21 protein-coding genes and 1 pseudogene are annotated in these 21,764 nt (G+C 74.2%); 10 read left to right on the top strand and 12 right to left on the bottom strand.

Annotated elements, in window-relative coordinates; genetic code table 11:
• A pseudogene (locus GCU56_RS10480) lies at window positions 1-501 on the bottom strand (hypothetical protein); the annotation flags it as partial.
• Window positions 502-687: 186 nt separating this feature from the next.
• On the opposite strand from GCU56_RS10480, the gene GCU56_RS25165 reads away from it, so the two are divergent.
• Entirely contained in the window at window positions 688-2,763 is a 2,076-nt protein-coding gene (locus GCU56_RS25165; RefSeq protein ID WP_163481647.1) for an LCP family glycopolymer transferase, read from the top strand.
• 36 nt (window positions 2,764-2,799) lie between these two features.
• Here the strand turns inward: GCU56_RS25165 and pstB are convergent, their stop codons facing one another.
• From pstB to GCU56_RS10445, 6 genes are all read right to left on the bottom strand, one after another.
• Entirely contained in the window at window positions 2,800-3,579 is a 780-nt protein-coding gene (gene pstB / locus GCU56_RS10470; protein ID WP_163481646.1) for a phosphate ABC transporter ATP-binding protein PstB, read from the bottom strand.
• Window positions 3,580-3,611: 32 nt separating this feature from the next.
• The gene (gene pstA, locus GCU56_RS10465) at window positions 3,612-4,694 is read right to left on the bottom strand and encodes a phosphate ABC transporter permease PstA (protein ID WP_163481645.1); all 1,083 of its coding nucleotides are present in this window, start codon (window positions 4,692-4,694) and stop codon (window positions 3,612-3,614) included.
• Window positions 4,694-5,644, bottom strand: a complete 951-nt coding sequence (gene pstC / locus GCU56_RS10460) for a phosphate ABC transporter permease subunit PstC (RefSeq protein WP_345771761.1) — start codon at window positions 5,642-5,644, stop codon at window positions 4,694-4,696. The genes pstA and pstC overlap by 1 nt, the downstream gene beginning before the upstream one ends.
• A 114-nt stretch (window positions 5,645-5,758) precedes the next feature.
• Window positions 5,759-6,877, bottom strand: coding sequence for a phosphate ABC transporter substrate-binding protein PstS (pstS, locus tag GCU56_RS10455; protein WP_163481644.1), 1,119 nt, complete (start codon window positions 6,875-6,877; stop codon window positions 5,759-5,761).
• A gap of 208 nt (window positions 6,878-7,085) precedes the next feature.
• Window positions 7,086-7,991: a mycothiol synthase gene (gene mshD, locus GCU56_RS10450; RefSeq protein ID WP_275585821.1), complete on the bottom strand. Its 906-nt coding sequence runs from the start codon at window positions 7,989-7,991 to the stop codon at window positions 7,086-7,088.
• Between the two features lie 44 nt (window positions 7,992-8,035).
• On the bottom strand, window positions 8,036-8,773 hold the full coding sequence (locus GCU56_RS10445; RefSeq protein WP_163481643.1) for a winged helix-turn-helix transcriptional regulator: 738 nt from the start codon (window positions 8,771-8,773) through the stop codon (window positions 8,036-8,038).
• A 181-nt stretch (window positions 8,774-8,954) separates the two neighbouring features.
• Here GCU56_RS10445 and GCU56_RS10440 point away from each other — a divergent pair, with 181 nt between their 5' ends.
• The 6 genes from GCU56_RS10440 (at window position 8,955) to GCU56_RS10420 (ending at window position 12,262) form a co-directional block, all read left to right on the top strand.
• Window positions 8,955-9,776 carry a hypothetical protein gene (locus GCU56_RS10440; RefSeq protein WP_163481642.1) on the top strand — a complete coding sequence of 274 codons (822 nt, stop codon included), beginning with the start codon at window positions 8,955-8,957 and terminating at the stop codon, window positions 9,774-9,776.
• Complete coding sequence (locus GCU56_RS10435) at window positions 9,773-10,477, top strand: LmeA family phospholipid-binding protein (protein WP_345771760.1); 705 nt, start codon at window positions 9,773-9,775, stop codon at window positions 10,475-10,477. Before GCU56_RS10440 ends, GCU56_RS10435 begins: the two co-directional genes overlap by 4 nt.
• Before the next feature lie 43 nt (window positions 10,478-10,520).
• The gene (locus tag GCU56_RS10430; RefSeq protein WP_163481641.1) at window positions 10,521-10,874 is read left to right on the top strand and encodes a thioredoxin domain-containing protein; all 354 of its coding nucleotides are present in this window, start codon (window positions 10,521-10,523) and stop codon (window positions 10,872-10,874) included.
• Entirely contained in the window at window positions 10,871-10,966 is a 96-nt protein-coding gene (locus GCU56_RS25500) for a putative leader peptide (RefSeq protein WP_369410080.1), read from the top strand. The genes GCU56_RS10430 and GCU56_RS25500 overlap by 4 nt, the downstream gene beginning before the upstream one ends.
• Before the next feature lie 167 nt (window positions 10,967-11,133).
• Window positions 11,134-11,961 carry a sulfurtransferase gene (locus tag GCU56_RS10425; protein WP_163481640.1) on the top strand — a complete coding sequence of 276 codons (828 nt, stop codon included), beginning with the start codon at window positions 11,134-11,136 and terminating at the stop codon, window positions 11,959-11,961.
• 7 nt (window positions 11,962-11,968) lie between these two features.
• Window positions 11,969-12,262 (top strand): DUF1416 domain-containing protein, encoded by a 294-nt coding sequence (locus GCU56_RS10420; protein WP_163481639.1) that lies wholly within the window; start codon window positions 11,969-11,971, stop codon window positions 12,260-12,262.
• Window positions 12,263-12,353: 91 nt separating this feature from the next.
• On the opposite strand, the gene GCU56_RS10415 is transcribed toward GCU56_RS10420, so the two are convergent.
• The 3 genes from GCU56_RS10415 to GCU56_RS10405 all read right to left on the bottom strand — a co-directional run bounded on the left by GCU56_RS10415 (window position 12,354) and on the right by GCU56_RS10405 (window position 15,930).
• The gene (locus tag GCU56_RS10415; RefSeq protein ID WP_163481638.1) at window positions 12,354-13,598 is read right to left on the bottom strand and encodes a PP2C family protein-serine/threonine phosphatase; all 1,245 of its coding nucleotides are present in this window, start codon (window positions 13,596-13,598) and stop codon (window positions 12,354-12,356) included.
• 192 nt (window positions 13,599-13,790) lie between these two features.
• Complete coding sequence (locus tag GCU56_RS10410) at window positions 13,791-15,008, bottom strand: right-handed parallel beta-helix repeat-containing protein (protein ID WP_163481637.1); 1,218 nt, start codon at window positions 15,006-15,008, stop codon at window positions 13,791-13,793.
• Window positions 15,009-15,237: 229 nt separating this feature from the next.
• Entirely contained in the window at window positions 15,238-15,930 is a 693-nt protein-coding gene (locus GCU56_RS10405; RefSeq protein ID WP_204331770.1) for a TetR/AcrR family transcriptional regulator, read from the bottom strand.
• Between the two features lie 118 nt (window positions 15,931-16,048).
• Here GCU56_RS10405 and GCU56_RS10400 point away from each other — a divergent pair, with 118 nt between their 5' ends.
• The 3 genes from GCU56_RS10400 to GCU56_RS10390 all read left to right on the top strand — a co-directional run bounded on the left by GCU56_RS10400 (window position 16,049) and on the right by GCU56_RS10390 (window position 19,325).
• Window positions 16,049-16,978 carry an NAD-dependent epimerase/dehydratase family protein gene (locus GCU56_RS10400; RefSeq protein ID WP_163481635.1) on the top strand — a complete coding sequence of 310 codons (930 nt, stop codon included), beginning with the start codon at window positions 16,049-16,051 and terminating at the stop codon, window positions 16,976-16,978.
• A 125-nt stretch (window positions 16,979-17,103) separates the two neighbouring features.
• On the top strand, window positions 17,104-17,637 hold the full coding sequence (locus GCU56_RS10395) for an FABP family protein (RefSeq protein ID WP_163481634.1): 534 nt from the start codon (window positions 17,104-17,106) through the stop codon (window positions 17,635-17,637).
• Window positions 17,634-19,325, top strand: a complete 1,692-nt coding sequence (locus GCU56_RS10390; protein WP_163481633.1) for a DUF885 domain-containing protein — start codon at window positions 17,634-17,636, stop codon at window positions 19,323-19,325. Before GCU56_RS10395 ends, GCU56_RS10390 begins: the two co-directional genes overlap by 4 nt.
• Before the next feature lie 65 nt (window positions 19,326-19,390).
• Here GCU56_RS10390 and GCU56_RS10385 read toward each other — a convergent pair whose 3' ends face one another.
• Both GCU56_RS10385 and nhaA read right to left on the bottom strand, forming a co-directional pair.
• On the bottom strand, window positions 19,391-20,119 hold the full coding sequence (locus GCU56_RS10385; RefSeq protein ID WP_163481632.1) for a hypothetical protein: 729 nt from the start codon (window positions 20,117-20,119) through the stop codon (window positions 19,391-19,393).
• 331 nt (window positions 20,120-20,450) lie between these two features.
• A complete protein-coding gene (nhaA, locus tag GCU56_RS10380) occupies window positions 20,451-21,758 on the bottom strand; it encodes a Na+/H+ antiporter NhaA (protein ID WP_163481631.1) in 1,308 nt (435 codons plus the stop codon).
• Window positions 21,759-21,764: the final 6 nt, after the last annotated feature.

The following is a 21,764-nucleotide window of genomic DNA, read 5'->3' as shown; positions in this document are numbered from 1 at the left end:
CTCGGCCGCGGTGATGGCGCCGTCCGACCGCGCGATGGTGCTCTCGGCCGCGGTGATGGCGCCGTCCGACCGGCCGATGGTGGCTTCCACGGCGCTGATGGCGGCGTCGGCCTTCTGCTGGGTGTCCTGGACGGCGCTGATGGCGGCGTCGGCCTTCTGCTGGGTGTCCTGGACGGCGCTGATGGCGGCGTCGGCCTTCTGCTGCGTGCCGGCGACGGCGCTGATCGCGGCGTCGGCCTTCTGCTGCGTGCCGGCGACGCCGGTGATCGCGGCGTCCGCGCGGCGGCGGGTGTCGTCCAGGCCGGTGATGGCCGTCTCGGCACGGTCGACGACGCCGTCCACGCGGTCCACGAGTGTGGTGACCCGGTCGAGCAGCAACTCCAACCGGCCCACGAGTCCGGTCACCCGGGGGACCAGGGCGAGGGCCTCGGAGATGCCGTCCCGAACGCCTCCCACCGCCGAGATGACGTCGGAGGGACCCGGTACGAACGGCAGCTTCACGGGGGCGACGCTACGACCGGGCTCCACCCCTCGCCCGCTGACCTCCGCGCGTCGGCCGGGTTGCGGCCGTTCCGCCCGTATCGTGGACCACTGCCGCGACGGCGCGCGGACCTCTCGTCTGCGCCCGTGCGGGGGACACAGCCCGGGCCATGGTGACATGGGCACGACGATGGGAAGTCGGCAGCGGTGGGGGACGAGCGGACGCGCGACGACGCGGGGGACGGGCGGTCGCCCGGGCGCTTCCGCGGACGTCGCCGTCCCGCGGCCCGTCCCCCCGCCGGCACCGGTGGACCCACCCGGGAGCCGATCACCGTCGAGCAGCTGATCGCCCGCCAGGGCGGTGAGGTCGGCCGCCGCCGCGCGGCCCGCACCGGTGAGGTGCCGATCCCCCTGGCTCCCGGCGAGGCGGCACCGGCCCGCCGCCGCGGACTCCCGCCCGTGCCGGGCGCCGACCACGAGTCCCGGCCGGTCCCCGGCGTCGACCGGGAGGCCCGGCCGGTCCCCGGTGTCGACCGCGAGTCCAGCCCCGTCGCGGGCGTCGACCGCCCGTCGATCGCGCCGGAGCCCGCACCACCGCGCAGCGGCCTGCCCCCGGTGCCGCCGTCCCCCCGCGCCTCGCAGCCGCTCTTCCCGCCGTTGGCCGACCAGCCGGGGTACCGCCCCTCGCGACCGATCAGCCCGCTCCCTCCGATCCCCGGCCGCGACGCCCCCTCCGTCGGCGCGACCCGCCTCGTCCCGCCGGGTCCGCGCGCGAGGCGGGCGGCCCGCCGCGCCGCCCGTAGCCCCGGCCGCCGCCGTGTCGTCCGCGCGGCCCTCGGACTGGTCGTGCTCGTCGGCGTCGTCGTCGCCTACCACCTCGGCCTGTACTTCTACGTCGACCAGAGCATCCAGCGGGTCCAGGCGCTGGCGCCGGAGGGCCCCGAGGTGCTCGCCCCCGGGCTGCAGGAGGGCGCCGCCACCTACCTCGTGGTGGGCACCGGCCTGCCCGGCGTGGACGGTCCCGCCGCCGTCGCCACGTTGCTGGCCCACGTCAGCCCCGACGAGCAGCGGGCGGTCCTCGTGAGCATCCCGCCGACCGCGCTCGTCGACACCCCGGTGTGCCAGCGGCCGGACGGCGAACTCCGCGAGCCGGCCACCGAGGCGTTCGCGACCGCGCTGCTCGACGGTGGGCCCGCGTGCATGGTGCGGGCGGTCCAGCAGGTGTCCGGACTGCGGATCGACCACTACCTCGGGGTGGACCTGGGGCGGCTGCCCGGGATGGTGGACGCGCTGGGCGGGGTCGACGTCTGCCTGCCCGCGCAGTCCCCGGCGGTGGCCGCCTCGGCCAACCCGCTCCCCGCCGGTACCAGCGACCTGGCGGGGGAGCAGGCGTCGGGCTACCTGACGCCGGGCGACGCGAGTGCCGACGTCACCGGGGCCGCGGTCGCCGAGCGGGCGCAGTTGCTGCTCACCTCCACCCTGCGGACGGCGATGTCCCTCGGCACGCTGGCCAACCCGGTGACGCTGACCCGCTTCCTCACCGAGGCCTCCGACGCCCTCACCGTCGACGAGGACACCAACCTCGGCGACCTGCGCACGCTCGCCGGCACCCTCGGTGACCTCTCCGGGGACCAGGTCCAGCGCACGGGACTGCCGGTGGCCCAGGTCGGCTACGTGCCGGCCGGGACCGACCAGGCCTACGTGCTGCTGGACTCGACGGCGACCCGCGCCCTCTTCGACCAGGTCATCGACGACGGTCGCCTGCCCGACGCGCTGCTGGCCCAGCCCGCGGCCGACGACGCCCCGGCCGACGGCGCACCGCCCGCGGAGGCGGCCGCCCCCGCCCCGCCCACCGCGGAGCAGCCGGCCGCCGCGCCGGGGCCGCAGGCACTGACCGTGGAGCCGGCCGCCATCACGGTGGACGTGCTCAACGGGACCGCCACCGGCGGGCTGGCCGCGACCGTCGGCGACCTGCTGCGCGCCCAGGGGTTCGGGGTCGGCCAGGTCGGCAACGAGCTCGGCGCGGTCAACCAGACCCTGGTCCGCTTCGGGCCCGGTGCCGAGGAGCAGGCGCGCACGGTCGCGGCCGCCGTCCCCGGGGCCGTCGTGCAGCCCAGCGAGTCCATCGGTGGGGCGGTGCAGCTGGTGCTGGGGCCGGGCTACTCGACCGTCGTCCCCGTGCAGGTGCCCCCGCCGGCCGAGGTCGCGCCGGCCCCCGCGGAGACGCTGGCGGCGCCGGCGGCCGAGCCGGCCGCGAGCGCCGCCCCGGTCAGCTGCGGCTGACGAAGCCCGCTGCCGACGACCTCCGCAGCGGGGTCGTCAGCCGAAACGGCCGGAGATGTAGTCCTCGGTCGCCTTCTGCTCGGGGTTGCTGAAGATCTTCTCGGTCGGGTTGAACTCGATCAGCCGGCCCGGCTGGCCCACCCCGTTGAGGTTGAAGAAGCCGGTCGACTCGCTCACCCGCGCCGCCTGCTGCATGTTGTGCGTGACGATGACGATGGTGAAGCGCTCCTTGAGCTGCGTCATCAGGTCCTCGATCGCCAGCGTGGAGATCGGGTCCAGCGCGGAGCACGGCTCGTCCATCAGCAGGACGTCGGGCTCGACGGCGATGGCGCGGGCGATGCACAGTCGCTGCTGCTGGCCGCCGGAGAGGCCCGAGCCGGGCCGGTCGAGGCGGTCCTTGACCTCGTTCCAGAGGTTGGCGCCCTTGAGCGAGCGCTCGACCAGGTCGTCGAGGTCGGCCTTCTTCATGCGCTTGTTGTTCAGCCGCATGCCCGCGGCGACGTTGTCGTAGATCGACATCGTCGGGAACGGGTTCGGCCGCTGGAACACCATGCCGATCTGCCGCCGGACGTCGACCGGGTCCGCGTCCGCGCCGTAGAGGTCGACGCCGTCCATGACGACCTTGCCCTCGACCCGGGCCCCGGGGATCACCTCGTGCATGCGGTTGATCGACCGCAGGAAGGTCGACTTGCCGCAGCCGGACGGCCCGATCAGGGCGGTGATGCTGCGCGGCTCGATGGAGACGTTGACGCCCTCCACGGCGCGGAAGTTGCCGTAGTAGATGTTGAGGTCGGAGACCTCGATGCGCTTGGCCACGGGTGTGGTCCCTTCCTGATTCGGGCGAACGGTCAGCGGCCGGTCTTGGGGGCGAAGAAGCGACTGATCAGGCGGGCGACCACGTTGAGGCCCATGACCAGGATGATGAGCAGGAGTGCCGCCGTCCAGGCCCGGTCGATGGCGAACTGCGGGGGCACGCCCGGCTGGGTCAACTGGTAGAAGGCGTAGACCGGCAGGGTGGCCATGCGCGAGTCGAACGGGTTCAGGTTCGTGCCGTTGGTGATGCCGAGGGTGATGAGCAGCGGCGCGGTCTCGCCGACGACCCGGGCGATGGCCAGGGTCACCCCGGTACCCAGGCCGGCGATCGAGGTGGGGATGACGACCTTGACGATCGTCCGCCACTTGGGCACGCCCAGGGCGTAGGACGCCTCGCGCAACTCGTTCGGGACGAGCTTGAGGACCTCCTCCGCGGAGCGCACGACCACCGGGATCATCAGCACCGACAGGGCGACGGCGCCCATGATGCCCAGCCGGATGCCCGGGCCGAAGAACAGCGCGAACAGCGCGAAGGCGAACAGGCCGGCGACGATCGACGGGATGCCGGTCATGACGTCGACGAAGAAGGTGATGGACCGCTTCAGCCGCCCGCGGCCGTACTCGACCAGGTAGATGGCGGTCAGCAGGCCGATCGGCACCGAGATCAGCGTGGTGAGCAGCGTGATGATCAGCGTGCCCATGATCGCGTGGTAGGCGCCGCCGCCCTCGCCGACGATGCCGACCAGGGAGGACCCGAAGAACTCGCCGTCCAGGCGGGTGACGCCCCGGCCGACGACCGTCCACACCAGCGCCACCAGCGGCACCATCGCGATCGCGAACGCGCTGCCCACCAGGCAGGTGACCAGCCGGTCCACCGCCTGTCGCGGGCCCTCCACGGAGCGCGACAGCAGGTACACGGCGATCGTGCCGAGGACGACGGTGTAGACGACGGCGAGGGCGAGGTTGAAGTCGGTGAACGCCTCGAACAGCAGGCACACCACGGCGGCCGCGAGGAACGTCGCCGCGGGCGCCCACCCGGGGAGCCGGCCCTTCCGGCCGCGGGGCTCCGGAGCGGCGACCGAGGTGTCCGACGGGGTCGGTGTCGTCTGGGTGCTCATCAGTTGGCTCCGGAGAAGTCGGCCCGGCGGTTGACGATCCAGCGCGCGAGCATGTTGACGGCCAGGGTGATGAGGAACAACGCCAGGCCACTGGCGATGAGGGTGTTCACGTCCAGCCCACTCGACTCGGGGAACTCCAGCGCGATGTTGGCCGCGACCGTCGAGGGGTTGCCGCTGGTGATCAGGTTGAAGGTGATCCCGCCGGAGACCGACAGCACCAGCGCGACGGCCATGGTCTCGCCGAGCGCGCGCCCGAGCCCGAGCATCGCCCCGCCGATGATCCCCGACTTGCCGTAGGGGAGGACCGCGATCTTGATCATCTCCCAGCGGGTGGCGCCCAGTGCGAGTGCCGCCTCCTTGTGCAGCGCGGGCACCTGGGTGAAGACCTCCCGGGAGAGGGCGCTGATGATCGGAAGGATCATGATGGCCAGCACCAGGCCGGCGGTCAGCATCGTCCGGCCCGTGGACGAGGTGGGACCGGCGAACAGCGGGATGAAGCCGAGGTCGTCCTCGAGCCACTGGTAGAAGGGCACCAGCTTGGGCGCCAGCCACGCGATGCCCCAGAAGCCGTAGACGATGCTCGGGATCGCGGCGAGCAGGTCGACGACGTAGCCGAGGCCCTGGGCCAGCCGGCGCGGCGCGTAGTGCGTGATGAACAGCGCGATGGCGACCGCCAGCGGGGTGGCCACGACCAGGGCGATGACCGCCGACAGCAGGGTGCCGAACACCAGCGGGCCGATGTAGCGGGTCAGCCCCTCCCCGCCCGGGACGTCCTCGGCCGGCGCGGTGAGCGCCGGCAGGGCCTCGGCGACGAGGAAGGCCGCGACGCCGGCCAGGATGACGAGGATCAGGATGCCGGAGGCCTTGGCGCTGCCGGCGAAGATGCGGTCCCCCGGCCGGCGGACCGGCTTCGCGGCGCCGGGCTCGGACGGGATCCTGGTGGCGGTCACCGTTGCTCCGTGAGGTGTGAGGGCGGGGTGGTGCGGGAGGACGGCCCCTCGCTGGGCCGGGCAACGGCCCGGGGCGCCGTTCGGGGCCCCGGGCCGTCGCGGACGACGCTCAGGTCACCCCGCGGTGGCGATGGCGTCGATCGCACCCTGGGCCTGCTCCCGCAGCGCGGCGGAGATGGGCGCCGAGCCCGCGGCCTCGGCCGCGGCCTGCTGGCCCTCCTCGCTGATCACGTAGCCCATGAAGTCCCTGACCAGGTCGGCCTTCTCCTGGTCGTCGTACTCGATGCAGCCGATGTGGTAGCTGACCAGGACGATCGGGTAGCTGCCCGACTCGGTCGTGTCGCGGGCCAGCTCGATGGCGAAGTCGTACTGACCGCGGCCGGGCAGCGTCTCGGAGTTCTCGACGACGGCGGCGGCGGCCTCGGCGGTCGGCTCGACGAACTCCTCGCCGACGCCGATGTTGACGACCCCGAGGTCGCCGGCCTGGGACAGGTCGGCGTAGCCGATCGTGCCGTTGCCGCCGCTGACGGCGCTGACCACGCCGGAGGTGCCCTGAGCGGCCTCACCACCGGCCACCGGCCAGTCACCGCTGGCCTCGTGCGGCCAGGCGTCGGCGGCCGCGGCGGCCAGGTACTCGGTGAAGTTCTCGGTGGTGCCCGACTCGTCGGAGCGGTTGACCGGCGTGATGGCCTGGTCGGGCAGCGTCGCGTCCGGGTTGTCCGCGGCGATCGCCGGGTCGTTCCAGTTCGTGATCTGCTGGTTGAAGATCCCGGCCACCGTCGCAGGCGCCAGGTTCAGCTCGTCGACGCCCTCGAGGTTGTAGATCACGGCGATCGGCGCGATGTAGTTCGGCAGCTCGAAGATCTCACCGCCGGCACAACGCTCCTGCGCGGCGGCGAGCTCCTCCTCGTCGAGCGCGGCGTCAGAGCCGGCGAAGTCGGTGCCGCCCGCGATGAACTGCTCGCGACCGCCGCCGGAGCCCACCGGGTCGTAGTTGACGGTCACACCCGACTGCACACCCGAGTAGCCCGCCGTCCAGCCCTGCATCGCCGCCTGCTGGCTGCTGGCACCTGCGCCGACGAGCGTGCCGCTCAGCTCTTCCGCGCTGCCGCCGGTGCTGCCACCACCCCCACCCGCGTTCTCCTCGTTGGAGGCGCCACACGCAGCGAGCGCGAGGGTGCCGGCGAGCGCCGTCGAGAGTGCGACGGCGCGCGACCTGGTGCTGAGCTTCAACTCAGTGCCTTTCGGTGGGTGCCCGGACCTCGATGCCGGGCAGCATGGGACCAACGAGCCCGACGGTAGGGAGCCGAGGTGGACGCCTCCGGGTGCCTCGATGAACGCGAGGTGAACGAGGGAGGAGCAGTTCCCGAGCAGCTGAGAACCACGTCACGTCGAGCAGGTGAACGCGCGCGCGTCGGCCGGTCAGACCGGCCCGCGGGGACTACGGGACGCGCCGCCAGGAGACGTCGACGGCGTGCCGCGTGAAGCCGGTGCGCTCGTAGAGGGCGACGGCGGCGGTGTTGTCGGCCTCGACGTAGAGGAGCACCGCGGACAGGCCCGCGGCACGCAGGTGGGCCAGCCCGACGTCGGTCAGCGCCCGGCCCAGCCCGATGCCCTGGGCGTCGGGGTCGATCCCCAGGACGTAGATCTCGCCGATGGCCTCGGGCCCCTCGTCGCCGGGTGGGTGCACCTTCGTCCAGTGCGAGCCGAGCAGCGTGCCGCCGGCGTCGGGATCGCCGCGCCAGGCCAGGAAGAAGCCGGCCGGGTCGAACCACGGCTCGGCCTGCCGCAGCCGGAGGTCCTCGGCGCTCCAGGTGCCCTGCTCGGGGTGGGTGGCGAAGGCGCGCGCGTTGACCCGCAGCCAGGCCGGCTCGTCACGGCCGGGCCGGAAGGGCCGGATCGAGACGTCGTCGGGCAGCGCCGGCCGCGGCTCGGGGTCGACGCCGGCGAGGTCGCGGCGCATCTGCAGCAGCACACGGGCGCGGTCGTAACCCCGTCGTGCGGCCAGCTCCGTGGCGCCGGGCAGGTCCCCGTGCGCCCACACGCGGAGGGGGCGGTCCCCGGCCAGCTGCTCCATCCGGGTCAGCAGCGCGCGCCCGATGCCCTGCCGCCGGTGCGGGGGAGCGACCACCAGCTCCGCCTCGGCGTCCCCGGTGCCGTCCCCGCCCTCGAACCGCCCGTACCCGGCGAGGGCGCCGTCCGCGGCACGGGCGAGCACGTCGCGGCCGCCGGCCGGGCCGCCGTGCTGCAGCCGCAGCTCGGCGTCCTCCGACAACGGGCGGACGCCGTCGGCCGCGGTGGCGGCCCGCAGCAGCGCCAGGACCGCACCGACGTCCGTCGCCCCCAGGCGGGCGACGTCCTGGACGGGGGCGGGATCGGTCAGCGGGGGCCTCAGACCAGCTCGGCGTCGCTGGCCGACTCGGTGCGGGCGGCCGCCGCGGTCGCGTCGGCGACCTGCTGGTCGAGCTTGTAGCCGACGTTGCGCACGGTGCCGATGAGCGCCTCGTGCTCGGTGCCGAGCTTGGCGCGCAGGCGGCGCACGTGGACGTCGACGGTACGGGTGCCGCCGAAGTAGTCGTAGCCCCAGATCTCCTGCAGCAGCTGCGCCCGGGAGAAGACCCGGCCCGGGTGCTGGGCCAGGTACTTGAGCAGCTCGAACTCCTTGTAGGTGAGGTCGAGCGGGCGGCCGCGGAGCTTGGCGGAGTAGCTGTGCTCGTCGATCACCAGTTCGCCGGCCTGGGTGACGCCGCCGTCGGCGCCGTCGGCCGGCGTGGTGGCGGCCAGCCGGCGCGCCGTCGCCCACTTCAGCCGGGCGTCGACCTCGGCCGGGCCGGCGGTGTCGAGCAGGACGTCGTCCACCCCCCAGTCGGCCGACAGCGCCACCAGGCCACCCTCGGCCAGGACCGCCACGAGCGCCGAGGCCACCCCGGTGCTGGAGAGCAGCCCGCAGAGCGTGCGCGCCTGGATGAGGTCGTGGCGGGCGTCCACGAGGACGACGTCCCCGGAGTCGCCGTCGAGCAGGCTGGACAGCTCGGGCGCGACCACGCGGACCTGGTGGCCCAGCAGTCCGAGGGCGGGCAGCACCTCGGTCGTGGCCTGGCGCGCCGCGGTCATGAGCACGAGTCGCATGTCGTCTCCTCAGGGAGGACCGGGGGCGAGGAAGTCGTCCGGGTACCCACGACGGCGCTGTCGAAGAGACAGCAGGATAACCGACGGTGTGCCCGGACCCCGTGTGCGGCCCGACACGCCGCGCTGGCCGGCCGCGCCTGCCGGGCGGATCGGCCGCGGGGCTTCTGCGACGATCGACGGCGTGACTGCGGCCGTGCTGGGAACCGGGCTCTCGGCGCGGCGCCACCACCTGCCCGCCGCGGTGGCGGCCGCCGCGGTCACCGCGCTGCTGGTCCTGCTGCCCCCGGTCGGCGACGGGCCGGGCTGGGTCGGCGCGGTCGCCGTCCTGCAGCTCGCCCTGGTCGCGGCCTGGGTCCCGGCCACCGGCATCCCTGCGCGCACGGGCGCGCCCGCTCTCGGACTGGCGGCAGCCGCCGGCGCAGACCTGCTGATGGTGCTGCCCGAGCGGCCGGAGCTGGGTGCCCTGGTCGCCGTGCCCGGGCTCGGCCTGCTCGCGGTCGTGCTGCACCAGATGCTGCGCAGGGCTCCGCGCCAGGACGTGGTCGGCTCCATGGCCGGCGTCCTCGTCCTGCTCTGCGCGGCCAGCGCGCTCGCCGCGCTGCTCAGGCTCGAGGCGCCCGGCGCGGGCGAGGCGCCGGTGACCACCGCGGTGCTGGTCGTCGGCACGACGCTGGTGGTGGGCCACCTGGTCGACTCGGTGCTGCCCCGGCCGCCGGTCGCCGACGGGGTGCCCTGCGGCGTGCCCGCACTGGTCCTCTCGGTGCTGGCCGGCGCGGCCGTGGCGCTGTTCCGGCACGGCTCCGGGGAGCTGCTCGAGGTGGTCACCGTGCTGACCGTCGGCCTTCTGCTCGGTGCGGTGGCCGCCCTCGTCGGGCTGGTCGCCGGATACGTCGTGGTCGGCGGCCCGGGGAGCGCGTGGGCCGCGCCGGTGGTGCAGGCGGTCCTCCCCGTCGCCGCCTGTGCGCCGGTCGTGGTCGCGCTCGTCCTGCAGAACGCGCTGTGAGGGCCCGCGGAGTGCGGGCGCTGCTGGTGGTGCTGCTGCTCCTCTGCGGGCTGGTCGTCCTGGCCGACCGGGTGGGCGTGGGGATCGCCGAGGACCGGGTCGCCGAGGTGGTCGCGGAGCGCGGTGGACTGGCGGGGCCTCCCGAGGTGGCCATCGAGGGCTTCCCCTTCCTGACCCAGGCCATCGGCGGCCGGTACGAGCTGGTGCGGATGTCCCTCACCGCCGCCGACCTCGGTCAGCCCGACGGCACCCGCGCCGACGTGGCGCTGCGCGGCGTGCAGGTCCCGCTCTCCGACGTGCTCTCCGGCTCGGTGGAGCAGGTACCCGTCGAGCGGGTCGACGGGACGGCGACGCTGTCCTACGAGCTGCTCTCCCAGCAGCTGGGTACGGGCACGACGCTGCGGCCCGAGGGACAGGGGCTGCGGATCGACCGGACCGTGGAGATCGCGGGGCGGGCGCTGCCGCTGACCGCCGTCGGCACGGTGACGCTCGACGGGAACGACCTGGTGGTCGACGTGGACGAGGCCTCGGGTGCCGGCGTCGAGCTGCCGGACTTCCTGGTCGACCGGGCGGCTGACGCGCTGGACCTGCGCTACACCGTCCCGGAGCTCCCCTTCGGGCTGCAGCTGACCGGGGTGGCCCCGGGGGCGGACGGCGTGGACGTGACCGTGGCGGCCACCGACACGGTGCTCCGCGGCTGACCACACCGGGAATCCCCACCTGCCCGGCCGGGTTGGTACGGGCGTGGAGCCGACGGGAGCAGCGCTGCGCGCCGTCCTCGACGGGCTCGGCGTCCGCCCGGCCGAGGCCGACCTGACCGTCGTCCAGTTCTCCACCGCCTTCTGCCGGCCCTGCCGGGCGACCCGGCTGCGGCTGGAGCAGCTGGCGGCCACCCGCCCGGGGCTGCGCTGCGTCCACGTGGACGCCGAGAGCCACCTGGACGCCGTCCGGCAGCTCGACGTGCGGAGCACCCCGACGCTCTTCTACCTGCATCGGGACGGCCGGCTGCTCGGCCGCCGCACGGGCGCTCCCCGGGCCGGCGAGCTGACCGCACTGGTCGAGGCCCACGTGGGCGCGCGGGACGGGGAGCCGCTGTGATCCGTTACCCTCGCGCCGTGGGCATCCTGCTGACCTCGCGCCGCGCAGTGGACCTGTGCCGCGTGGGCAGCTGCCTGTGTCCGGCGTCCTGAGGGCCGCTCCCCTCCTGCCGGCGCGCCCCGACGGCCCCGCAGGTCCAGCTCCGGCCCGACCCCCGGCCTGCCGCTGCGGCGCATCGGCGCGCACCTCCGCACCGGCGTCCGCCAGCACCCCCGCCTGAATCGACCGCACACCCCGACCACAGGGAGGAACACCCCCCATGAGCCGTACCGACGTGCTCGTCACCGCAGACTGGGCCCAGGAGAACCTCGGCGCCCCCGGCATCGTCTTCGTCGAGGTCGACGAGGACACCAGCGCCTACGACGGCGGCCACCTCGAGGGTGCCGTGAAGCTGGACTGGAAGCAGGACCTCCAGGACCCGCTGCGCCGTGACTTCGTGGACAAGAGCGCCTTCGAGGCGCTGCTGTCCTCGCGCGGGATCGCCAACGACGACACGGTGGTCCTCTACGGCGGCAACAACAACTGGTTCGCCGCCTACGCGTACTGGTACTTCAAGCTCTACGGCCACTCCGACGTCAAGCTGATCGACGGCGGCCGCAAGAAGTGGGAGCTCGACGGGCGCCCGCTGTCGAAGGACGCCGTCCAGCGCCCGGCCACCCAGTACACGGCCCAGGACCCCGACCTCTCGATCCGCGCCTTCCGCGACGAGGTCGTCGCCTCGATCGGCTCGAAGAACATCATCGACGTCCGCTCGCCCGACGAGTTCTCCGGCAAGATCCTGGCCCCGGCGCACCTGCCGCAGGAGCAGGCGCAGAAGGCCGGGCACGTCCCCACGGCGATGAACATCCCGTGGAGCAAGGCGGCCAACGAGGACGGCACCTTCAAGAGCGACGCCGAGCTGGCCAAGCTCTACGACGAGCAGGGCTTCGACGAGAGCAAGCCGACCATCGCCTACTGCCGGATCGGCGAGCGCTCGAGCCACACCTGGTTCGTGCTCCGCGAGCTGCTCGGCAAGTCCGACGTCAAGAACTACGACGGCAGCTGGGTCGAGTACGGCTCGCTCGTCGGCGTCCCGATCGAGAAGTGAGCTGACCATGTGCGCAGCACCGAAGCAGGGTGGTGGCCTCGCGGGCATCGACCTGAGCACGCAGACGGTCATCCAGGGGCAGGTGTGGCACGACGGCGCACCCGTCGCCGGGGCCTACGTCCGGCTGCTGGACTCGACCGACGAGTTCACCGCCGAGGTCGTCACCAGCCCGGAGGGGGAGTTCCGCTTCTTCGCCGCGCCCGGTGAGTGGAAGATCCGCTCGCTCTCCGCGGTCGGCCGGGGCGAGCGCGTCGTGTCCGCCGACGTCGGCCTCAACGAGACGACCGTCGCGATCGCCTGAGACAGGACCCCGGCCGCCTCGTCGTCCGAGGGGGCCGCACCGCGCCCGTCCCGGCACCTGCCGGGGCGGGCGCGGTCGCGTCGGCGGCCGGTCAGGCGACGGGGGCCGCCAGGTCCGGCGGCAGGCGGTTGGGCCCCGCCTCGGCCGGGCGCGGACGATCCTCCGGATGGGCACGGACGGCGATCAGTGCCACGTCGTCGGCACCGTCGACCGGCACCATCCGCTCGAGCAGGGTGTCGCAGAGCTCCTCCAACGGGACCCCGCCCAGGTCGCGCAGGGCCGCCCGCAGCGCGTCCATCCCCTGGTCGAGGTCGATGCCGCGGCGCTCGACGAGGCCGTCGGTGAGCAGCAGCAGCGTCTGCCCGTCGTCGAGGTCGGCGGTGTGGTCGCTCCGCGGCGCGTCAGGGTCGACGCCGAGCATCAGCTCCGGCTTGGTGGCCAGCACCGTCGTGCTCCCGTCGGGGGACAGCAGCAGCGGCGGCGGGTGGCCGGCGTTGCTCCACCGCAGCACCCGCGTGCCGGCGACGGGCACGTCGGGACGCCGCTCGATGCGTGCCAGCAGCGCGGTGGCCATGCTGCTGACCGCGAGTCCGCGGGCGACGTGCTCGCCGCGGGTGAGCGTCGCCGAGGGCGGCTCGTCGTTGTCGTAGGCGAGCACCCGCAGCAACCCGCGCAGCTGCCCCATCGCGGCTGCGGCGTCGCTGTCGTGCCCGACGACGTCGCCGATGACGAGCATCGTCGCGCCGTCGGGCTGCAGGAAGGCGTCGTACCAGTCGCCGCCGACCTGCGCCTCGTGGGCGGCGGGCCGGTAGCGGACGACGATGTGCAGGTGGTCGGGCTCCGGCGGCGGGGTCAGCAGCGCCTGCTGGAGCCGGTCGGACAGGGCGCGCTGCGCGGCCGCCTGCTGTGCCAGGTGCTGCAGCTCGGCGGCCTGCCGGCGAGCCGCCAGGCGGTCGGTCAGGTCGCGGAAGGAGACGACGACGCCGGTCACCTCGCCGTCCTCGACCGTCGGGACGGCGATCAGCTCCACCGGGACAGCGCTGTCGTCGCGCCGCCAGAAGACCTCGTCGTCCGCGGCGACCGTCCGCCCGGTGCGCAGCGCCCGCCAGACCGGGCACTCCTCCTTGGGGTAGGGCCGGCCGTCAGGCCGGCGTCCGTGCAGCAGTTCGTGCTGGTCGATGCCCAGCTGCTCGTCGGCGGGGCGGCCGGTGATGCGCACGGCGGCCGGGTTCACGAACTCCACCCGCCCCTCGGCGTCCAGGCCGTAGATGCCGTCGGCGACGTTGGCCAGCACCCGCTCGTAGCGGGCCACCGTGCGGGACAGCTGCGTCTCCATCGACCGCAGGCTCAGGTGGTCGTCGTCGACCGCGTCGTCCTCGATGTCGCCGCCCCCTCCGCCCGCCTGATCCGATCCCGGCGCTCCAGCCTGCCGCATGTCCGCCCGGAGCTCATCCGGAGCGGGCCCCCGGGCGCACGGCAGCGCCCGCCCCGGGGGTGCCGGAGCGGGCGCCGTCAGTCGTGCGTCAGGTCAGCCGCAGAGCCCCACCGGATCGGACGTCCCGCAGCGGTTGTCGTCGAACTCCATGCCTTCGGCGTCTCGGGCGAAGACGTCCGGCCGGTTGTCGTGCAGGACGTTGTCCTCCACCTCACCGGTCGGCAGGATCGGCGGCGGGAACTCCTCCGCCTCCTCCCCCTCGGCGGGCGGAGGGAAGTCCGCTGCGGTGAGCGTCCCGCGCACCACGATGCCGCCCGAGACCAGGCTCTCGCCGGTGGCGACGTGGCCCGTCACCAGGTTGCGGCGCACCTCGACGTCCTGGGCCCCGACGAGCAGGATCCCGGCACCGGTCACGGGGGGCGGCGACGCACAGATCTCCGCGCGGTCTCCCTCGAGTCCGTTGTTCGCCCGGACCTCGTTCCCCTTGATCTGCCAGTGCGTGGCCGGGCCGGGTGCTCCTGCCAGGACCAAGATGCCGAGGCAGTTCTCCTCCGCGACGTTGCCTCGCGCCTCGCCGTGGCTGGCGTTGCGGAAGAAGAAGCCCATCGCATTGTCTGCGGAGTAGTTCCGGCGGACGTCGGCGCCTGATTCCGGGCTGTCCCCGACGTAGAAGCCGGCCTCGGTGTTGCCGACGGCGGCGTTGCCGTGGAACGCCGTGCGCTCCGTGGTGAAGCTGGCGGCGCCGTAACCACCGTTGTCCTCGAACTTGCTGTCTCGGACGGTCAGGTCGGTGGTGCCGACGCCGATCAGCCCGTCGAACGGGGCCCCTGCCACGGTGACGCCCTCCACGGTCACGTGGCTGACCGGGTCGTTCACGGTGATCTCCGCGGTCGGGTCGGCCTCGAAGTCGGGGACCGTGACGTCGCCGAGGATGCAGATCCCGGATGCCGGTGGCTGCTCCTCGCCCGGCGGGGCGGGGAACAGCGTCTCGCAGTCCGTCCGCTCGGCGTCCTCCGGAGGGGAGATCACCGTCCCGTGCCCGCGGAGGGTGATGCCGTCTTTCCTGATGGTGACGGACTCCGGGTACGTGCCCGCCTCGACGTGGATCGTCGTGCCCGGTTCGGCGGCCCTGACGGCTTCCTGGATCGACTCACCGTGGCGCACGACCACTTCGTGTCCACCGCCTCCCCGGTCCTGGTGGTGGCCGCCGCGGTCGTAGCCACCGTCCGCGGCGGCCGGGCCGGCCATGGCCATCGTCGTCGCCAACGCCACGGAGGCCACGAGCGGGATTCGGGCTCTGCGGATGTGCATGAGGAGGCTCCTCACGTCGGAGGGCGTCACCCCCGGATCCCGGCACCGGTGCCGGGCTCCACGCCCCGTCGGACGGCGCGCAGCCTCCTCGGGGACGTTGGCGCGTCGTAAGTCACTCACCGCCCTCGCTCGGCGTGCCGTCCTCCGCCTGCTCAGGGAAGGGGACGGGCTGTAGTGCACGAGCGGCCGACGTGGGCCGGCGATCCCACCTGCTGGACCGGCTCGGCGCTCAGATGCCGATCAGGGCGGCCAGTTCGGACATGGCCCGGTCGAAGTACCGGTCGCCGTCGAGGACCGACCCGACGAAGTGACCGAAGAGCTCGAAGCTCACCGTCCCGTAGATCGCGCTCCACGCCAGCAGTGCCCGCAGGCGCACGTCGTCGTCCAGCGCCGGGTGCTCGCCGCCCAGGACGGCGACGGTGTCGTCGCTGATCAGCGACGGGTCCCGGGAGCCGCCGGCCGCCTCGGGCAGCGCGCCGTGGCGGGCGGCGTCGCCCAGGATCCGACCGAGCAGGACGCCGACGCGCGCTGCCGCCGGCACGGTGTCCCGCGGTGCGGCGTAGCCGGGCACCGGTGAGCCGTAGAGCAGGGCGTACTCGTGTGGATGGCGGCTCGCCCACGACCGGACGGCGCGACAGACGGCGAGCCAGCGCTGGCGGGGCGGGGCGGACGCGTCGTCGGCCGCCTCGGCGGCGGCGCCGAGGGCGTCGTAGCCGTCGATGATCAGCCGGGTCAGCAGGTCGTCGCGGCTGGGGAAGTACCGGTACAGCGCCGAGGAGGCCATGCCGAGCTCTCGGGCGACGGCGCGCAGGGACAGCGCCGCGGCTCCCACCTCGGCCAGCTGCCGGCGCGCGGCGTCGGTGATCTCGGCGGTCAGCTCGGCCCGGACGCGCTCACGGGCTGTGGTCGGCACGTCGACCATGATCGCTGCCGTGATCAGCGATCGCAAGAGAGAGCACTGCTCTTGACTGTTGAACGTGAGCGTGCGAGCGTCGACCGCGAGCGAGAGCACCGCTCTCGCCGGAGGTCGAGGAGACGCCATGGGACTGCACGTGATCGTGGGCAAGGGGCCGGTCGGGACGACGACGGCGGAGGTGCTCGCCGCGCGGGGGCACGAGGTGCGGGTGCTGTCCCGCAGCGGCGGGGTCTCCACCGACGTCGCCGAGCACCGGCGCGTCGACGCGGCGGACGCCGACGCGTTGGCCACCGCGGCGCGGGGCGCCGACGCCGTCTACAACGCCGTCAACCCCGCCTACCACCGCTGGGCCACCGACTGGCCGCCGGTCGCGGCGGCGCTGCTGACGGCCGCGGAGCGCACCGGATCGGTGCTGGTGACCATGGGCAACCTCTACGGCTACGGCCGGCCGACGGGCCCGATGAGCCCCGACAGCCCGCTGACCGCCACCGACGTCAAGGGCAGGGTGCGGATCCGCATGTGGCGGGACGCCCTCGCCGCAGCCGAGGCCGGGCGGGTGCGCGTGACCGAGGCCCGCGCCGGTGACTTCCTCGGCCCGCAGGTGCCGGCCGACCACTCGCACCTGGTCCGGCAGCTGCCGGCGCTGCGCCGCGGACGGCGCGCCTGGGTCATCGGGAACCCCGACGTCCCGCGCAGCTGGGCGTACCTGCCGGACGTCGCGGCGACGCTCGCGACCCTGGGCACCGACGAGCGGGCACTGGGCCGGGCGTGGCACGTCCCGAGCGCACCGCCGCGCTCGCAGCGGCAGGCGCTGGGCGACCTGGCCGCGGCGATGGGGGTGCGCCCGGTCCCGGTGAGCGGGATCCCGTGGCCGGTGCTGCGCGGACTCGGCGTGGTCGCTCCCGTGCTGCGCGAGGTGGCCGACATCCGGCACCAGTGGGACGAGGCGTTCGTCGTCGACGCCACCGCCACGACCGAGGTGTTCGGGCTGGCCGCCACGCCGTGGGACGAGGCCGTGGCAGCGACGGTCCGGGCGGTGCCCGCGACCGCCTGAGCGCGCGGTCCTACGGTGGAGGTCATGGTCTCTGCCTGGGTCCTCGTCGCCCTGGCGTCGCTCGCTGCCCTCGGCAGCGGGTACGGCGCCGCCCGGCTCCTCCGCCGGCCGAGGGGGGTGCGCAGATGAGTGACGCCACGGAGTTGCCGGTGCCCGACACCGCCGACGTCCGGAGTGGCCCGGAGGTCTCCGAGGAGCTGCTGGCCATCCTGCCGCTGCTCGGTGAGTGGCACGGCGAGGGGCAGGCCGCGGGTGAGGCCGGCGACCACCGCTTCAGGCAGTGGATCCGCTTCAGCCACGACGGCCGGGGGTTCCTGGCCTACGAGTCGCGGTCGTGGCGGCTCACCGACGACGGCGCGATCGTCGGTCCCGGCGTCCGCGAGTCCGGCTTCTGGCGGCCGCGCGGGCAGGACGACGTCGAGCTGCTCGTGGCCGGCCCCGAGGGTCTGGTCGAGATCTACGTGGGCCGCGCCCGGACGACGACCAGCTGGGAGCTGACCACCGACGTCCTGGCCCGCACCCCCGACGCCCCGGACGTCACCCGCGCCGTCCGCCTCTACGGGATCGTCGAGGGCGCCCTCATGTACGCCATCGACCGGGCCGGGCCGGACGAGGCGCCGCGTCCCTGGATGTCCGCCCGACTCGAACGGATCCGATGACCACCACCCCGCGACAGGTGGCGGACGCCTACGTCGACGCCGTCTGCGACCTGGACCCCATCACCGCCGCCTCGCTCGGTACCCGCCCCGGGGACGACCGGCTGCCCGACTTCGGTCCGGCGGGCCTGGAGGCCGAGGCCGAGCTGAACCGCGCGACGCTCGCCGAGCTGGACCGGGTGCTCGAGGCCGACCCGTCCCTGCTCGACGACCCCGTCGAGCGCAGCTGCGCGCGGCTGCTCCGCGAGCGGCTCGGCGCCGAGCTGGCCGCGCACGAGGCCGGCGAGGGCTACCGGGCGCTGTCCAACCTCTTCAGCCCGATCCACTCGGTGCGCCAGGTCTTCCTCATCATGCCGACGCAGTCCGAGGAGGACTGGGCCGTCGTGGCCCGGCGGCTGGCCCGGGTCCCGGAGGCCTACGCCGGCTTCCAGGCCGCGCTGGAGGAGGGCGCCCGCCGCGGGTTGTTCGTGGCGCCCCGGCAGGTGCACACCGTCGTCGGACAGCTGGACGAGTGGCTGGCCGGGCCGTACTTCACCACGTTCGTCGCGGCCGGTCCGGAGTCGCTGCGCGCCGAACTGGACCGCGCGGCGGCCGCGGCCGACGGTGCGGTGGCCGCGATCCGCGACCACCTGCGCGACGAGTACGCACCCCGGGCGGAGGGGACGCCGGACGCCGTGGGCCGGGAGCGCTACGCGATCGCCGCCCGTCGCTGGACCGGCTCGGACCTCGGCGCCGGGAGCGGCCTCGAGGACGCCTACGCCTGGGGGTGGGGCGAGTACCGCCGGATCCGGGCCGAGCAGCGCACCGAGGCGGAGAAGGTGGTGCCCGGCGGTACGCCGATGGAGGCCATGCGCTGGCTGGACGTGCACGGCCCGGCGGTCGAGGGCGTGGAGGCGATCCGCGAGCGGCTGCAGGCGATGATGGACGAGGCGATCGAGGCCCTCGACGGCACGCACTTCGACCTCGCCGAGCCGGTCCGCGAGGTGGAGGCGATGATCGCCCCGCCCGGCAGCGCGGCCGCGCCGTACTACACCCGCCCCGCCCAGGACTTCTCCCGCCCGGGTCGCACCTGGCTGCCGACCCTCGGCCGTGAGCGCTTCCCGCTCTGGGACCTGGTCTCGATCTGGTACCACGAGGGCGTTCCCGGCCACCACCTCCAACTGGCCCAGTGGGCCTACGTCTCGGGGCAGCTGTCGACCTACCAGACGTCGCTGGGGTCGGTGGGGGCCAACGTCGAGGGCTGGGCGCTGTACGCCGAGCGGCTGATGGACGAGCTGGGCTACCTGACCGACCCCGCCGCGCGGCTGGGCTACCTCGACGCCCAGCAGCTGCGCGCCGTCCGGGTGGTCATCGACATCGGCATGCACCTCGGACTGCCCATCCCCGACGACGCCGAGGGCGCGCTGGCCGGGCACCGCGGGCAGCCGTGGACGCCGGAGCTCGCGCGGGCCTTCCTCGGCGAGAACTCCGGAGCGGACGTCGCCTTCCTGGACAGCGAGCTGGTCCGGTACCTGGGCATGCCGGGCCAGGCGATCAGCTACAAGCTCGGGGAGCGCGCCTGGCTGGAGGGCCGGGCGGCGGCGCAGGCGGCGCGCGGCGACGCCTTCGACCTCAAGGCCTGGCACATGGCGGCGCTGTCGCAGGGCTCCCTCGGCCTCGACGACCTCGCCGCGGAGCTCGCCCTGCTGTAGCCCCCCGGCCCCTCGCAGGGGCCCACCGAGAGCCAGCGAGCGGTGGGGGGCGGGGGGTTCCTTCGTCAGTCGGGGGCGTCGAAGGGTGGTGGGTTGACCCTGTCGGCGTCCCAGGTGACCCGTTGGGTGGGGGAGACCTCGGAGGTCTCCAGGCCGGCGGCGGCGAGGACGTCGTCCACGCAGGCCCGGGTACCGCCGACGTAGGTGCTGACCAGGTCGATGTCGGTCGCGACGAACCAGGCTCGGTCGGCCGGCCACCACAGGGAGGCGCCCTGCTCGGCGGGCTCCTGCGCGAGGTTGGCCGCGGCCAGCCCGAGCGGGCCGCGGACCAGCCAGTGCTCCCGGCCGGGCAGGGCGAGGGTGGGGGCGTCGGCGACCAGGGCGGCGAACCCCGACCAGACGCCGAACCAGCAGTCCTCCGGGGTCGTCGTGTGCCGGGCCAGCACCTCGGCCAGCCGGCGGGCGACGCTCTCGGGGAGGTGGCCCATGGCGGGAGCGCCGTCCCACAGCGGTGACTGGTCGGCCTCGTCGAAGAACTCCATCGCGCCGGTGATCGAGCCCCACTCCATGGCGGGGTGGGCGACGGTCCGGTTGGCGGCGGCCACCTCGGCCCACGTCACGTCGACGTCCTCGAGGCCGACGTAGCGCGCCGCGGGGTGGAACACGCGGGCGTAGGCGGGAAAGACCGGGGGCACGAGGCCGCCGACGACGTGCTCACCGAAGGGACGGACCGCGGCGGCGACCCAGGCGCCGGGGGAGACGTCGGTCTCGGGGGACCGGCCGGCGAACTGCACCTGGCCTCCCCGGAGAACGGACAACCCCCGGGCTGTTCCGCGGCGCTGTACCCCGCCGGGAGCGGGGGAGCTGCACGCGGGCCGACTGGACAATGGTCGGCGGCCCGGGGGTCGGGTGACTGTCCGGTTCTCGCTCGCCGCCGTTCGACGGACGGGCGATCTGCCGTCGCTCAGACGCCTTCAGTCACGGCGTCCGAAACGGGCGGCCCATCTGGACGGCGGCTAGCGGACAGCCACCTCACGAGTCCTGTAGCTCAGCAAGTTACGGACCACCTCCTCTCTCGTGTACCCCGACGGTACGTCCGGGATCGGGGGTCGGCAACGCCGATTCTCAGCTCTCGGCGGAAGGCCGTTGGTAGACGTCGGGGATGCCGTCGGCGTCGGCGTCGACGGACTCCTCCTCGGCGATCCGGCGGTACCGGCGGTTGCGCAGCCGGAGGACGACGGCTGCGAGCAGGGCCGCCGCCACGGTGCCCGCGAGGATCCCGACCTTCGCGTGGTCGTAGCTCTCGCTCTCGGCGCCGTAGGCGAGCTCGGTGATCAGCAGCGAGACGGTGAACCCCATCCCGCCGAGGAGGGCGAGGCCCACGACGTCCGGCCACCCCAGGTCCTCGTCCAGCTGCGCGCGGGTGAACCGGGCGACCAGCCAGGTGGCACCGGTGATGCCGATGGCCTTGCCCAGCACGAGGCCGACCATGATGCCGATCGCGATGCTGTCGCCCAGCGAGGCGCCCAGACCCGACAGCCCACCCACGGCCACACCGGCGGAGAAGAACGCGAAGACCGGTACGGCCACACCGGCCGACAGCGGGCGGATGCGGTGTTCGAAGTGCTCGGCCAGCCCGGGCCCGGCGTCCGGACCACCGGCGGCGTCGCTGCGCACGACGGGGACGGTGAACGCCAGCAGGACGCCGGCCACGGTGGCGTGGACTCCCGACTCGTGCATGAACACCCAGGTCAGCACCGCGAGCGGCAGCAGCAGCCACCACGAGCGGACCCGCCTCTGCACCAGGAGGCCGAACGCCGCCATGGGCAGCAGGGAGAGGGCGAGGAAGCCGATCGACAGCTGCTCGGTGTAGAAGATCGCGATGACGACGATCGCCAGCAGGTCGTCGACCACGGCGAGGGTCAGCAGGAAGGTCCGCAGGGCGGTCGGCAGGTGGGTGCTGATCACCGCCAGGACGGCGAGGGCGAAGGCGATGTCGGTGGCCGAGGGGATCGCCCACCCCCGCAGCGCGCCCTCCCGGCCACCCAGGTTGAACAGGACGAAGAGCAGGGCAGGCACCGCCATCCCACCGACGGCCGCCGCGATCGGGAGGACCGCGCGACGCGGCTCGCGGAGGTCGCCGGCGACGAACTCGCGCTTGAGCTCCAGACCGGCGACGAAGAAGAAGATCGCGAGCAGCCCGTCGGCGGCCCAGGTGCCGAGCGTGAGGTCCAGGTGCAGCGACGCCGGACCGACGCGGGTGTCGCGGAGTGACTCGTAGGCGCCGCCCCAGGACGAGTTGGCCCAGACCAGCGCGATCGCGGCCCCGGCCAGCAGCAGCGCCCCGCCCACGGTCTCCTGGCGGAGCACCGCGGCGATCCTGCTGGCCTCGGTCCAGGAGCCGCGTCCGAAGAGGCGGGCGGGGCTGGTCACGGGGCG

Origin of the sequence: Geodermatophilus sabuli (assembly GCF_010686765.1) — a bacterium.
In the GTDB taxonomy this organism is placed as follows: Bacteria; Actinomycetota; Actinomycetes; order Mycobacteriales; family Geodermatophilaceae; genus Geodermatophilus; species Geodermatophilus sabuli_A.
Note: the sequence above shows the minus strand (reverse complement) of the source record. Positions and strands in the feature narration are given on the sequence as shown.